General features: G+C 70.1%; 15 protein-coding genes. 8 read left to right on the forward strand and 7 right to left on the reverse strand.

Annotated features, from left to right (window positions below; translation table 11 throughout):
• Positions 1–226: 226 nt before the first annotated feature.
• Entirely contained in the window at positions 227–1,267 is a 1,041-nt protein-coding gene (gene purM, locus K4S16_RS19255) for a phosphoribosylformylglycinamidine cyclo-ligase (RefSeq protein WP_149260364.1), read from the reverse strand.
• Positions 1,264–2,823 (reverse strand): amidophosphoribosyltransferase, encoded by a 1,560-nt coding sequence (gene purF, locus K4S16_RS19260; protein ID WP_149260365.1) that lies wholly within the window; start codon positions 2,821–2,823, stop codon positions 1,264–1,266. Before purF ends, purM begins: the two co-directional genes overlap by 4 nt.
• A gap of 127 nt (positions 2,824–2,950) precedes the next feature.
• On the opposite strand from purF, the gene K4S16_RS19265 reads away from it, so the two are divergent.
• Positions 2,951–3,316: a hypothetical protein gene (locus K4S16_RS19265; RefSeq protein WP_149260366.1), complete on the forward strand. Its 366-nt coding sequence runs from the start codon at positions 2,951–2,953 to the stop codon at positions 3,314–3,316.
• Here the strand turns inward: K4S16_RS19265 and K4S16_RS19270 are convergent.
• Both K4S16_RS19270 and K4S16_RS19275 read right to left on the reverse strand, forming a co-directional pair.
• Positions 3,313–3,951 (reverse strand): LamG domain-containing protein, encoded by a 639-nt coding sequence (locus K4S16_RS19270; protein ID WP_160160958.1) that lies wholly within the window; start codon positions 3,949–3,951, stop codon positions 3,313–3,315. The genes K4S16_RS19265 and K4S16_RS19270 overlap by 4 nt on opposite strands.
• 110 nt (positions 3,952–4,061) lie before the next feature.
• On the reverse strand, positions 4,062–4,505 hold the full coding sequence (locus K4S16_RS19275) for a sterol carrier family protein (RefSeq protein WP_149260368.1): 444 nt from the start codon (positions 4,503–4,505) through the stop codon (positions 4,062–4,064).
• 128 nt (positions 4,506–4,633) lie between these two features.
• On the opposite strand from K4S16_RS19275, the gene K4S16_RS19280 reads away from it, so the two are divergent.
• From K4S16_RS19280 to K4S16_RS19305, 6 genes are all read left to right on the forward strand, one after another.
• Entirely contained in the window at positions 4,634–6,640 is a 2,007-nt protein-coding gene (locus K4S16_RS19280; RefSeq protein WP_160160959.1) for a serine/threonine-protein kinase, read from the forward strand.
• A 135-nt stretch (positions 6,641–6,775) separates the two neighbouring features.
• Positions 6,776–7,936: a S8 family peptidase gene (locus K4S16_RS19285; RefSeq protein ID WP_149260370.1), complete on the forward strand. Its 1,161-nt coding sequence runs from the start codon at positions 6,776–6,778 to the stop codon at positions 7,934–7,936.
• Between the two features lie 151 nt (positions 7,937–8,087).
• On the forward strand, positions 8,088–9,059 hold the full coding sequence (locus K4S16_RS19290) for a hypothetical protein (protein WP_149260371.1): 972 nt from the start codon (positions 8,088–8,090) through the stop codon (positions 9,057–9,059).
• A 37-nt stretch (positions 9,060–9,096) separates the two neighbouring features.
• Positions 9,097–9,441 carry a hypothetical protein gene (locus tag K4S16_RS19295; RefSeq protein WP_149260372.1) on the forward strand — a complete coding sequence of 115 codons (345 nt, stop codon included), beginning with the start codon at positions 9,097–9,099 and terminating at the stop codon, positions 9,439–9,441.
• Between the two features lie 392 nt (positions 9,442–9,833).
• Complete coding sequence (locus K4S16_RS19300) at positions 9,834–10,352, forward strand: DUF2199 domain-containing protein (RefSeq protein WP_149260373.1); 519 nt, start codon at positions 9,834–9,836, stop codon at positions 10,350–10,352.
• Between the two features lie 184 nt (positions 10,353–10,536).
• Complete coding sequence (locus K4S16_RS19305; protein WP_149260374.1) at positions 10,537–11,202, forward strand: hypothetical protein; 666 nt, start codon at positions 10,537–10,539, stop codon at positions 11,200–11,202.
• Positions 11,203–11,331: 129 nt separating this feature from the next.
• On the opposite strand, the gene K4S16_RS19310 is transcribed toward K4S16_RS19305, so the two are convergent.
• The 3 genes from K4S16_RS19310 to K4S16_RS19320 form a co-directional block, all read right to left on the reverse strand.
• Positions 11,332–11,628: a hypothetical protein gene (locus K4S16_RS19310; RefSeq protein ID WP_149260375.1), complete on the reverse strand. Its 297-nt coding sequence runs from the start codon at positions 11,626–11,628 to the stop codon at positions 11,332–11,334.
• 89 nt (positions 11,629–11,717) lie between these two features.
• Complete coding sequence (locus K4S16_RS19315) at positions 11,718–12,128, reverse strand: Imm10 family immunity protein (RefSeq protein WP_149260376.1); 411 nt, start codon at positions 12,126–12,128, stop codon at positions 11,718–11,720.
• 9 nt (positions 12,129–12,137) lie between these two features.
• On the reverse strand, positions 12,138–12,440 hold the full coding sequence (locus K4S16_RS19320) for a hypothetical protein (RefSeq protein ID WP_149260377.1): 303 nt from the start codon (positions 12,438–12,440) through the stop codon (positions 12,138–12,140).
• Positions 12,441–12,547: 107 nt separating this feature from the next.
• On the opposite strand from K4S16_RS19320, the gene K4S16_RS19325 reads away from it, so the two are divergent.
• On the forward strand, positions 12,548–12,727 hold the full coding sequence (locus K4S16_RS19325; RefSeq protein ID WP_149260378.1) for a DUF1737 domain-containing protein: 180 nt from the start codon (positions 12,548–12,550) through the stop codon (positions 12,725–12,727).
• Positions 12,728–12,744 lie beyond the last annotated feature (17 nt).

Raw genomic sequence — 12,744 nt, forward strand, 5'->3', positions numbered from 1 at the left:
CGGTGGCGTTTGTCATGGCCTCGGAGCGCCCGGGGCTCCTGATCTCGCCGGTCGGTGATCGCGCCGCTCGGCGATCTCGCTGAGTCGTCCATGAGCTCCCCAGGACCGCCGCACCACCCCCGAGTGGCCGGGCAGGTCCGAGAGTCGCTCAGCGTTCCGCTCAGGGCCGTCCACGTACCCCGGAGCCCGCCGGGCGACGGCAGGCCCCGAGGCCAGCGCCCCGGGGTCAGCGCAGGGTCGCGTTGCCGGTGCCTTCGGTGATCTCGCCGAGCGTCCAGGACGGCACTCCGCGGGACGCCAGCAGCCGGAGCGCCTCGTCGGCGCGGTCAGGCGCGACGATCGCGGCCATGCCGACGCCGAGGTTGAACGTCTTGTCCATCTCGGCCTGCGGCACCTCGCCGTGCGCCTGGAGGAGGCGGAACACCGCCGGGACCTCCCAGGACGAGCGGCTCAGCACGGCGTCCACCCCCGGTGGGAGCGACCGGGCCAGGTTCGCCGCCAAGCCGCCGCCGGTGATGTGAGCGAACGCCCGCACTCCGCCGGCCTCGGCCAGGGCCAGGCAGTCCTTGGCGTAGATGCGCGTCGGGGTGAGGAGCTCCTCCCCCAGCGGACGGTCGAGCTCCGGCGACCGGGTCTCCAGCGTCAGGTCGGTCGTCGCCAGGATGTGCCGGACGAGGGAGTACCCGTTCGAGTGGATACCGGACGATGCCATGGCGAGCACGACGTCACCCGCCTCCACGCGCTCCGGCCCCAGGATCCGGTCGGCCTCCACGACGCCCGTCCCAGCGCCCGCCACGTCGAACTCGTCCGCCTCCAGCAGGCCGGGGTGCTCGGCGGTCTCGCCGCCGACGAGGGCGCACCCGGCCAGGGCGCACGCGTCCGCGATCCCGCCGACGATGTCGGCGACGCGCTCCGGCACGACCTTGCCGCAGGCGATGTAGTCGGTCATGAACAGCGGTTCGGCGCCGCACACGGCGAGGTCGTCGATGACCATGCCGACCAGGTCGTGCCCGATCGTGTCGTAGACGCCGAGGCGCCGCGCCAGGTCGACCTTGGTGCCGACGCCGTCCGTGGACGTCGCGAGCAGGGGCCGCTTGTAGCGCAGCAGCGCCGAGGCGTCGAAGAGCCCGGCGAACCCGCTGACGTCGTCGACGACCTCGGGGCGCCGCGACCGGGCCACCCGGGACTTCATCAGCTCGACGGCGCGCTCGCCCGCCGCGATGTCGACGCCTGCGGCCTCGTAGGAGGTCGTCGGGCGGTCCGTCATCGAGTGGCCTCCAGCAGGTGCTTGCCGCGGGCGTCCTGCTCCACCGGGATGGGGTACTGGCCGTCGAAGCACGCCCGGCACAGGTTGTCCTTCGCGATGTGCGAGGCGGAGATGAGCTCGTCCAGGGAGATGTAGCCGAGCGAGTCGGCGCCGATGGAGTCGCGGATCTCCTCCACCGACAGGTTTCCCGCGATGAGCTCGGCGCGGGTGGCGAAGTCGATGCCGTAGAAGCACGGCCAGGCGACGGGCGGGCTGGAGATCCGCACGTGGACCTCGGCGGCGCCCGCGTCCCGCAGCATCCCCACGATGGCGCGCTGGGTGTTGCCGCGCACGATCGAGTCGTCCACCACGACCAGCCGCTTGCCCTCGATCGCCTCGCGCAGCGGGTTCAGCTTCAGCCGGATGCCGAGCTGGCGGATCGTCTGGGACGGCTGGATGAACGTCCGGCCGACGTAGGAGTTCTTCACCAGGCCCTGGCCGTAGGGGATGCCGGACGCCTCGGCGTAGCCGATCGCGGCCGGGGTGCCCGACTCCGGCGTCGGGATGACCATGTCGGCCTCGACGGGGTGCTCGCGCGCCAGCCGGCGCCCGACCTCGACGCGGGTGGCCTGCACGCTGCGCCCGGCGATCGTCGTGTCGGGCCGCGCCAGGTACACGTACTCGAACAGGCAGCCCTTCGGGCGCGGCTCGGCGAACCGCTCGGACCGCACGCCGTCACCGTCGATCGCGACCATCTCGCCCGGCTCGATCTCCCGGACGAACCGGGCGCCGACGATGTCGAGCGCGGCCGTCTCGGACGCGACCACCCAGCCGCGGTCCTCCAGGGCGCCGAGCACGAGCGGGCGGATGCCCTCGGGGTCGCGGGCCGCGTACAGCGTCCCCTCGTCCATGAAGACCAGGGAGAACGCGCCGCGCGCCGCCGGGAGGATCTCCCGCGCCGCCTCCAGCGCACCGCCCGTGTCCCCCATGGAGGGACCACCCCCCGGAGCGCCTCCGGCGCCGGTCAGGTCACCTGTGGGGGGACGACCCCCCACACCCCCCGGAGCGCCTCCGGCGCCGGTCAGGTCATGCGTGGCTAGAAGCGCCGTCAGGACCTCGGTGTCGGTCGTGGCGGTCAGCACGCCGGGCGCCAGCCGCGCGGCCAGTTCCGGCGTGTTGATCAGGTTGCCGTTGTGGACGAGCGCCAGCCCGCCCTCGTCGGTGGACCGGAACGTGGGCTGCGCGTTCTCCCACGTGGGCGAGCCGGTCGTGGAGTAGCGGCAGTGGCCGACGGCGATGTGTCCGCGCAACGTGTTCAGCACCGACTCGTCGAAGACCTGGGCGACGAGGCCCATGTCCTTGAACACGACGATGCGGGAGCCGTCGCTGACAGCGATGCCCGCCGACTCCTGCCCACGGTGCTGGAGCGCGTACAGGCCGTAGTACGTGAGCTTGCTCACTTCGGCTCTGGCCGCCTGTTCGGCGGGAACCCAGACGCCGAAGACCCCGCAGGCGTCCTGCGGAGCGCGGTCGGAGGGATCGAGGTCGTGGCTCAAACGTCCGTCACGGAGAGGCACGTTCGCCAGTCTAGATGCCCGGTTCACCTGCTCCGATCGGTGGCATCTCCTTAACGGACCTTTACTCCCCGGAACCACGGGCCCCACGCGGTTCCGGGAATCTGGGGACGACACGTGGAGGAACGCAATGACGCTGCCCGGGTACCGGACCTACTCGCCCCCTGCCCCGCCTGTGCGGAGCACTCTGGCCCGGACCTCCCAGGTGCTCGGAATCGTCGGTCTGGTCGGGCTCACCGCGTGCTTCGCGGGCATGGTCCCGGCGCTCGTGGGGCTCGTCCTGGGGACGATGTCCCTCGTCCGGCGCGACCCGGACCGGCGTCCCGCCCTCGTGGGGGTGGTCTGCTCCGCGGTCGCCCTCCTCCTCGGCGCCGGGACGCTCGTCTGGCTGCTCGCCAAGGCGGCCCAGTGCGGGGACCAGGCGCGGTACCCGGACGACCTGGCGCGGCGCGGCTGCGTCGAACGCGAGTTCCCGTTCGCCCGCGCCACCCCTTAGCCGCCGGGTTGGTCGGCCAGGGCGCGGACGGCCTCCTGGCCGAGCGGGGAGGCGTACAAGCGGAGGTCGTCGAGGAGGCCGCCGAAGCCGGGCTTGGTGGGCTCCCTGCCCAGGTAGACGGGCCCGGCCGGGGTGACGACGGGGTGTTCCAACGCGACGGCCGCGTCGTGCGCGCCGTCGACGTAGAGGGTCATGCCCCGGGTGTCCACGACGAAGGCGATGTGCGCCCATTGCCCCACGGTCAGCCTGGCCGTGCTGTCGACGTAGTCCGGGCCCTTGACGGTGAACAACTGGACGCGCAGCCTCATCGCGTCCGGGTACAGCCAGAGGCCGAGCCCCCGCGCGTCGTTCTCGGCCACGGGCTTGTAGAGGAGGCTGCGCCACTCGCCGGTGGGCTCCTCGTCGACCCGGACGAAGAAGGCCAGGCTGAACCCGAAGATCTGGCTGAGGACGAGCTGCGGCGCCGCGGGGATCACCGCCCGGTCGTGCCCGCGGAGGGCCAGCGCCTCCCCGTCCCGTCCGGGGACGATCTCGGCGTTCTCCGCCAGCTCGGCCGCGGGGGCGGCGCCGGCGGTGTCGGCGGCCCGGCGCCCGTCCACGGTGCCGGCGTCGAACGTCCAGTGCGCGATCAACACGGGATCACCTCCGGTAAGGCGCGCGTTACCCGCGCACGCTATGCGCGCGCTCACCGTCCAGTCGAGAGGCGACGTCCGGTCAAGGAGAACCCGCCGGGCGGGGCGGACCGTCAGTCGAGGGGCAGGGGGAGGTAGGGCGTCAGGTCCGCGCGCGCGCCGCTCGCCCGTACCCGTCCGTTCGCCGCCGCGTCTTCCCAGGTGGAGCGGCCGGTGGCCAGCGCGATCCACGTGGCGGCGTCCATCTCCACCACATTCGGCGGCGTACCACGGGTATGGTGCGGGCCGTCGATGCACTGAACGGCGGCGTGCGGGGGGACCCTGACCTCCACCGAACGGCCGGGCGCCAGCTCGGCGAGCCGATCGAGCAGGTACCGTACCGCTCCCCTGACCACCGGCCGGCTCGGCTCGGCGCCCCCCGCCTCGATGCCGGCGAGGACCGTGTCCAGAGCCGCGCGGCGCAGCTCGGCGGGCTCGTCCGCGCCGGTGTAGGGCGCCAGGCCGAGCGCGGCGCGCTCCTCGTTGAGGACGGCGGGGGAAAGCGGTGTTCGGCGCATCGCGCACGACGCTACCGGGTCCGCCGGGGTATCGCGCAGACGGTAGAAAGGACCCGGTGCCAGGCATGGGGGCGCAGAGGACGGGGAGGCCGGGGACGCCGTCCCCGGATGAGACGGAGGTTCGTCAGATGCCCGAGGCGCTGCCCCTGCAGCCGGGTGACCCGGGAAGGCTCGGCTCGTTCGAGATCACGGGACGGCTCGGCGTGGGCGAGCAGGGTGCGGTCTTCCTCGGCAGGGACCCGGCCGGCCGGCCCGTCGCCGTGAAGGTCCTGCACGTGCGGCTGAGCGGCGAGCCCGTCGCGCGGTCGCGGTTCGCCGACGCGTTCTCCGCGGCCCGGAAGGTGACCGGCTTCTGCACGGCGGCGATCCTGCACGCCGACATGGAGGGCGACCGTCCCTACGTGGTGAGCGAGTGGGTGGACGGACCGTCCCTCCAGCAGCTCGTGGACGAGGAGGGCGTGCGCGGCCCCGTCGTCGTCGAACGCGTGGCCGTCGGCATGGCGGTCGCTCTGGCCGCCGTCCACCGCGCGGGCGCCGTCCACCACGGCCTGAAGCCCGGGAACGTGCTCCTCGGCCGGGACGGTCCCCGGATGAGCGATGTCGGCATCGCCCACGCCATGGAGGCCGTGAACGTGGCCTTCCGCGGGAGCATGACCGAGGACCCCGCCTACAAGTCCCCTGAGCAGTTGAGCGGCATGGGCATCGGCCCTGCCGCGGACGTGTTCGCGTGGGCGTCGACCGTCCTGTTCGCCGCCACGGGCAAGCCGCCGTTCGGCGAGGGGTCGCCGTCCGAGGTGATGCAGCGGATCGTCTACGACGAGGCCGACGTGTCGGGCGTGCCCGACTCCCTGCGCGAGACGGTCGCGGCCGCTCTGGCCAAGGACCCGGCCGAGCGTCCGATGGCCAAGACGATCCTCGAACGGCTGCTGGGCCAGGGCAGCGCGCTCGCGGGGCGCCTGCCGGCCTCGATGGTGGAGGAGGGGCGCGCCCTCGCGACGGGCGTGATGATCCACCACGACGTGCCGCCGGTCGTGCCGCCGCCGCGTCCTCCCATGGCGGCTCCCGGTGGGCCCATGGGAGCCGCCGCTCCGCCGCCCGGGTTCACGCCCGGGCCTGCCGCACCTCCTGGGCCGCTTTCGGGACCGCCACCGGGCCCCCCTGCCGGTGCGCCTTCGGGGCCCCCTGCCGGTGCGCCTTCGGGGCCGTTCTCGGGAGCGCCGTCCGGTGCGCCTTCGGGGCCTCCGCCGGAATCGGCGTCACCATCGCTGCCGCTGCTGGGCAAGCTCGCGCGCTCGCGCCGCTCACGCCCCGAGCCCGTGCGGGAGCCCGAGCCGCCCGCGGCCGAGCTGGATCCGGCCGCGTTCGAGGTGACGACGGCCTTCAACGCGATCGGCCTGGACCGGCCCGAGCGGCAGACCCCGGCGGGCGGACGCGACCACGCGGAGCAGACCACGAGGTTCGATGCTCTGCGTCCCGACCCGACTGCGACGTTCGACGCCGTCGGTCCCGATCCGACGGCCACGTTCGACGCCGTCGACCTGCCCGCCCATCCGAACCCCACAGAGCCGAACCCCCTCATTCCGGGGCTGGGGCAAGGGCGCGAGAGCCACGGGCACCGCTCCCCGGCGAACCGGTCGCCCCTGTCGCTCATCGCGAAGATGCGGCGACCCGGCAACCACGTCCTCGGCCTGGCACTGTCGCTGGCCATCGGCGTCGGCGTCGGCATCGCCATCATCGTCCTGGTGCTCTGGCCCCAGTTGAAGTCCGACGACGACTCGCCGTCCGACAGCACCAACTCATCCGCCAACCGCCCCGTGACCACGATTCCGCAATCGTTCGCGGGGACCTGGACGGGGACGGTGGTCAACACCAACCGGAACGCCTCCTTCCCCGTGCAGATCACCTTCGAGGCCGGCGGGACGACCGGGCGCGCCCTGTACCCGCGGGAGAACTGCGTCGGCACCCTGCGGCTCACCAGGGGGACGGAGAGCGCCCTGAGGATGAACCTGGACATCGGCAAGCCGTGCACGTCCGGGATCGTCCAGGTGACCCGTCAGCCTGACGGGACGCTCCAGTACACGTGGACGCGGCCCGGAACGAACCTCGGCTACGGCGGGCGGCTCACCAAGGCCTGATCCGGCCGTGCCGCCTCGGGCAATACGCCCAATTTGTCGTCTCATATCAGGACAGTTCCGCTAGGGTTTCCCCTCGATCGAGACCACCGATCATGGGCGGGACGCCTCGCGCGCTCCCCGGCATAAGGAGGAGCCTTGCGGGCTGTCCACCGAAGGCTGCTGCTCGTCGGCACGGTCGCGGCGTGCCTCGGCGGCGCCGCGGCGTTCCCGGTTCTCGCCGACGACTCCGCGTCCCTGGTGAAGGTGACCGCGGCGGAAGGCACCCCGGTGCCCGGCAGGTACATCGTCACGCTGAAGGCCGGAGCGTCCACCGACACGGCCGCCAAGAGCGTCAAGGCCGCGGGCGTCCAGCGCTTCGACGGCGTCCTGAACGCCTTCGCCGCGCGGCTGAACGGCGACCAGCTCAACAAGCTGCGCCGCGACCACCGCGTCGCGGCCATCGAGCAGGACCAGGTCGTCAAGGCCAGCACCACCCAGCGCGCACCGCTGCCCTGGGGGCTCGACCGCATCGACCAGCGGTCGGCGAAGCTGTCCAAGACCTACACCTACAAGTCGTCCGGCAAGGGCGTGAACGCCTACATCATCGACACCGGCCTGGACGTCGGGCACAAGGAGTTCGGCGGCCGCGCCTCGATCGCGTGGGCGGCGCCCTTCAACGGCGACGGACGCGACTGCAACGGCCACGGCACCCACGTCGCGGGCATCATCGGCTCCAAGACCTACGGCGCCGCCAAGTCGGTCAAGCTGCGGGCGCTGCGCGTCCTCGACTGCAACGGCGAGGGCTCGATGTCGGACGTCGTCGCCGCCGTCAACTGGCTGCGCACCCACGCCGCCAAGCCGGCCGTGGCGAACATGTCGCTCGGCGGCCCCAAGTCCTCGGCGCTCAACACCGCCGTGATGAACCTGTCCAAGTCGGGGGTGTTCACCTCCGTCGCCGCCGGCAACGAGAACGCCGACGCGTGCAACACCTCGCCGGCCGGTGCGGGCTGGGTCATGGCGGTCGGCGCCACCACCAAGTACGACAACCGCGCCTCGTTCTCCAACTGGGGCAAGTGCGTCGACATCAACGCCCCGGGCTACGGCATCTACTCCACCTGGCCGGGCGGGGGCCACAAGGCGCTCAGCGGAACGTCCATGGCCGCCCCCTACGTCAGCGGTGTCGCCGCCCTGTACCTCTCCACGCACCCCAAGGCCACCTTCCCGACGGTGCAGAAGGTGCTGAACGACAACTCCACCCACACCCTCAAGAACCTGCGCTCGCAGCCCAACCGGCTCCTCTGGAAGGGCAAGCTGTGAGTCCCGTCACGTAGGATTGCCCGGCTCCCCAGCAAGGGGGCCGGGCATCTCGCGCCTTCGCCCCGTCCCACTGTTCGCAGGGGTTTACTCTTGGCGAGGCACACGGCTCTTTAACGTCCATTGACCTTCGGCCATGACGAGAGGAGAACACGTGGAGACCCCCGCCTCCACCCGTCGGCACGCTGACCGCCGCCGCGGCCGGCGACACACCGCCGCGGCTCTCGTGGCCCTCGCCACCGCGCTGCCCCTGCTCGCCGCCGCGACACCGTCCGCGGCCGCCCCGCCGGCGTCCCTCCCCCTCGACCCGGGCGACAGCGGCAAGTTCGCGAAGCTGAACCGCCAGATCGAGCAGCTCGACAAGGAGTACGGCGGCGACCTCGCCAAGCTGAAGGACGCCGAGTACGCCGCGAAGAAGGCGCTGGACAAGTCCAACGACCTGCAGCGCGACCTCCAGGAGGCCCGCAGCGTCGTCGCGCAGCTCGCCGCGTCCCAGTACATGACGAACGGCGAGGACCCCACCGTCACCTTCCTCGCCGACGCGAACCCCTCCGACCTGCTCAGCAACGCCACCCTGGTCAGCCACCTCGCCCAGAACAAGGCGGGCAAGGTCGCCCAGATCCAGAAGCTCGTCGACGACCAGATGAAGGCCCGCAAGCAGGCCCAGCAGAAGATGGTCGAGCTGAACAAGGAGATCAAGGACCTGAAGCGGCGCAAGTCGCAGATCCAGTCCCTGGTCAAGAAGTACAAGCCCGAGTCCCCGAGTGTCGGCATGGGCGGCGTCACCCCGCGCATGCTCAAGGTGAAGAACACCATCGACCTGGAGACGGGCCCCTTCCCGACCATCGGCTGCGTCCGCCACACCGGCGACCCCCAGGACCACGGCACTGGCCACGCCTGCGACTTCATGGTCACCACGGGCGGCGTCATGGCCACCGGCAGCGCCCAGGCCCTGGGCGACCGCACCGCCTCCTACGCCATCGCCCACGCAAGCGCCCTGGGCATCAAATACATCATCTGGCGCCAACGCATCTACGACCTCCGCAGCCCCGGCTGGCGCTCCATGGAAAACCGAGGCGGCGTAACCGCCAACCACTACGACCACGTCCACATCTCGGTCTTCTAGACGTCCCGGCTCCGATTAGGCCCGCAATCATGGGTCCATGAGCACTTGGGCCTACATACGGGGCTGGCTGGAGTTCCACGGGCAGAAAGCCGAAGCCGAGCGCATCATCCGCCGGGGGGACTCCGCGGGATGGGCCTTCCCGGAAGGCGGCTGGCTCGACGCAGCCTGCTACGCCCGAGCCGTTCGTTCGCAGTACTGCGACGAAGTCCTCGACCAGGTCCGGGAGATCACCGCCCTCCCCGCCGACGACGAGGACAACGACCGTGTATGCGGGCTCTTTCTCGTCTTTCACGAGGAGGGGCACCAGACCGAATGGCAGATCAGAGACGGCCAAGTCCAGGTCGCCCCGGCACCACCCCGCTATGACTACCTATGGCAGTAGCGGCGTCGTTTCAAGATCGTGGGCCGATATCGTCCAGACTGGTCACTCATTCGGATTGTCAGAGCGTCCTAGTACGGTGCCTTTGTTGGAGACCGGTCTGAGCACCCATCAGGGTCCGCGGCTCAGGGAGGGTGGGTATGGAACCACTCCCGGATACGTCTCGGAGTAGGCAGAATCCCGTGACCCCACCCTCCTCCCGGCCGCTCCTGCCGTCATGCCGGTCAGGCTCAGGGCACATCGAGGGCACATGACGTTCTGACCGGCCCCGAGACGTTGAGAGCCACCGAGCGGCCGACACCGATGTCATGGCGGCAAAGGTGCTACGGCAGATCGACGACGCCTCACGGTTGCCGCGCGCCCCCGCCCGGCGGAAAGATCAGTACCCTCACCCCATGCCTGAACATTCCGGATTCCTCTGCTCATGCTGCGGGCAGCGCCACGACGGGCTGCCCATGAGCTTCGCCGCACCGGCTCCCGACTTCTGGACACCGGAACTGGCCGAGGATCCGGAGAGCGAACTGACCTCCGAGACCTGCGTGATCAAAGGCCAGGCGTTCTTCGTCCACGGGCTGATCGAGATTCCGGTGACCGATACCGGCGAGGTCTTCAGCTGGGGCGTGTGGGTCTCGCTCAGCCAGGACAACTTCACCCGCGCGCTGCGGCTCTGGAACACCCCGGGCAGGGAGAACGAGCCTCCCTACTTCGGATGGCTGTCCACCGGTTTGACGCTCTACTCGCCCACGACCATCGAACTGAAAACGAACCTGCACACACGCTCGATCGGTGAGCGTCCGTTCATCGAGCTCGAACCCACCGATCACCCACTGGCAGTCGAACAGCGCATGGGCATCGCGCACGCCCGCGTCCAGCACATCGCGGAACTCATGCTCCACCCCGAACAACAGCCCTAACGCCACTAAGTCGAAGATGCGGCGGACGCCGCAGCCGAGGTTTTCGCGGTGGTGCGCGTCGGCCTTGCAGTGGCCGACTGTGAGGCCCTTGCACGCCCGGCCGCGCATCGCTGCGTGGCCGCGCTTGTTGGGCCTAGGATCGGCCTGGTCGTGTCAGAAGCCGCCGTGCGAGTTGGGTTCCCACATGTTAAAAAAGGCCGGCCTTCCAGTCATCGTCGTCGCCTTGGGCGTCGCCGGTTGTACAGCGAAGAGCCGGGAGAACACCGCAGCGGCCACACCGAAGTCCACACCTCCTGCCACGACTCCGGCGGGGGCGCGCGCGTGCCCTACTGACAACGGCGACCAGAGCATTCCCACGACCGCGCCGAGACAGGTGTACTGGAAGCGTTTCAAGGGCGTTGCAGTGCCGTTCTCGCCTTCGGTGGGACCACTGGACGTCCAGGGCGACATCGCACGCTGCTACGAGCACACCCCGCGCGGAGCCCTGTTCGCCGCTGTGCAGATCAGCGTACGGCTCGACCGGTCAACACGATGGCGAAAGATTTTGGAGCAGCAGGTCGTGGCGGGGAGAGGCAAGGCGGCCTACGCGCGGGTGCGTACCGCCGGTCAGCCCGTACCGGCCGGGAAAGCAGCGCAGATCACGGGCTTCCGAATCGTCTCCTATACGCCTCAGACAGCGGTGGTCGGCACGGTGTCGCGGGACCCTGGGCGCGGTGGCCGCACTGCCAGGACCACGACCGTGAAGTGGCAGGGCGAATGGAAGCTCGCGCCCACCCCAGATGGATCCACAGGCTCATCACCCCAGAACGTGGACTCGCTTTCCGGGTTCGTCTTCTGGGGCGGTTTCTGACGCCAAAGCTCCGGGAGCGAGGGGCCAGCCACGGGGACGGATGCGCACTTGGTCTTCTCGCCGCCTCCGGAGAGACCACTGCGCGTGCCCGGGCGGTCGGCGTACGGGCCTGGGAGAGCAGGGGCCGACCTAGGGGTCGGACTTCTTGTCTCTCCTGGTAGTCAGTACCCGCCATGCGAGCGACCCCAGCAAGACCAACACCGCGAGAACGAGTTCCTCGGCCGATGCCGGCTCAAAAGGGACATCAAAAAAGGCGATCTCAACTGCGATGCCAGCGAATACCAGCCCGACAGCGAACCCGACCAGGGTCTCGGCGAGCTTCTTGCCGCGCTGAGCGGGCCACGACCTCAATAGCTCCCACATGCCGCGGCCGATCAACACCACCCCGATCAAGCCGATCAGACCGACTTGCAGATCAGGCCACATGGCACGACCCCCTTGATCTCCTCGTCATCATTCCGCTTGCGGATCGGCACGACAAGAGATCGGAACGACCACGGGGCGGACGCGGGTTCTCAGAGCTCCAGGACGGTCGGCCATTCGCTTTGACGCCCGTATGCCAGGACACGGCGCAGCCCCTCGCGAAACCGCTGGATGTGCGCATCCTCGACGTCCAATGCCACCTCGATCTCGGCGTCGTTCAGCCGTAGCGCTTCGAGGTTGGCAGGGTCTACGACGATTCGTAGGACGCGGTCTTTCAGCACTGCCTCTCTGACACCGCCGTAGGCCGTGCCCTGGCCCGGCGTGACCAGGCAGTAGGAGTCCATACCGGTGGCGATGTCCTGGTCCTCGGGTTCGTAGAGGCTGCACATGAAGGTCAGCTGGCGGCCGCTGCCGTCCTCATGTTCGGCCACTCCGGCTATGAAGCACTCATCGTCTTCGTAGGTTTCCGCTCCGACAGCGCGAGCGGTGAACGTGAACGCCATGAGAGGAGCTTAGGCGTCTTGATGTGGGGCGGGTCCCCGCTCATTGTGTTCCACCAAGCCCATGGTGAATGCGAACGTCTCTACGAACTCTCGGTACGCCGGGTCCGTCTCGGTCGCCGCCAGGGTGGCCAGTTCGTCAGCGAGGCGCCTCTTATCCGCGTCGGATAGCCGGCCCAGGAGGTAGCCGGCGTGCTCCTGCTGTTCGAGTGCCGTGTCGTCGTCCACGCTCGACTCATCGCAGGTCTCGAAGAACCATGAGTACGCGACCACTGCCTTGAGCAACTGCGTGACCAGTTGGGGGGACTCACTCATTCCCCTATCCCAGCAGGCACGTCCGACATGGCGTCACGGCTGGGCTGGAAGGGAGCGGGCTCGCGGCGGTCCGGGGTGGCCGGGGTGCGGCGCACTAGGCTCCTGGTATGAGTGAAAAGAGAGGGCTTCCGCGGTATCGGGTGCTTACCGGGCCGGACGACGAGACGTTCTGCTGGCGGGTCAGTGAGGCGCTTGACCTGGGGTACGAGCTGCACGGCTCGCCGTCGGTCACGTTCAACGGGGACCGGGTCATCGTCGCTCAGGCCCTCATTCGTCGCCAGAGCTAGGGGCGGCTCGCCCTGTC

Source organism: Actinomadura sp. K4S16 (assembly GCF_008327685.1).
Lineage (GTDB): Bacteria > Actinomycetota > Actinomycetes > Streptosporangiales > Streptosporangiaceae > Spirillospora.

Excerpts from the sequence above, each read along its gene's own strand:
- K4S16_RS19320 (WP_149260377.1), bottom strand. The coding sequence starts at position 12,440 with ATGAGTGAGTCCCCCCAACTGGTCACGCAGTTGCTCAAGGCAGTGGTC.
- K4S16_RS19310 (WP_149260375.1), bottom strand. The coding sequence starts at position 11,628 with ATGTGGCCTGATCTGCAAGTCGGTCTGATCGGCTTGATCGGGGTGGTG.
- K4S16_RS19265 (WP_149260366.1), top strand. The coding sequence starts at position 2,951 with ATGACGCTGCCCGGGTACCGGACCTACTCGCCCCCTGCCCCGCCTGTG.
- K4S16_RS19315 (WP_149260376.1), bottom strand. The coding sequence starts at position 12,128 with ATGGCGTTCACGTTCACCGCTCGCGCTGTCGGAGCGGAAACCTACGAA.
- K4S16_RS19305 (WP_149260374.1), top strand. The coding sequence starts at position 10,537 with ATGTTAAAAAAGGCCGGCCTTCCAGTCATCGTCGTCGCCTTGGGCGTC.
- K4S16_RS19300 (WP_149260373.1), top strand. The coding sequence starts at position 9,834 with ATGCCTGAACATTCCGGATTCCTCTGCTCATGCTGCGGGCAGCGCCAC.
- K4S16_RS19275 (WP_149260368.1), bottom strand. The coding sequence starts at position 4,505 with ATGCGCCGAACACCGCTTTCCCCCGCCGTCCTCAACGAGGAGCGCGCC.
- K4S16_RS19325 (WP_149260378.1), top strand. The coding sequence starts at position 12,548 with ATGAGTGAAAAGAGAGGGCTTCCGCGGTATCGGGTGCTTACCGGGCCG.
- K4S16_RS19280 (WP_160160959.1), top strand. The coding sequence starts at position 4,634 with ATGCCCGAGGCGCTGCCCCTGCAGCCGGGTGACCCGGGAAGGCTCGGC.
- K4S16_RS19295 (WP_149260372.1), top strand. The coding sequence starts at position 9,097 with ATGAGCACTTGGGCCTACATACGGGGCTGGCTGGAGTTCCACGGGCAG.
- purM (WP_149260364.1), bottom strand. The coding sequence starts at position 1,267 with ATGACGGACCGCCCGACGACCTCCTACGAGGCCGCAGGCGTCGACATC.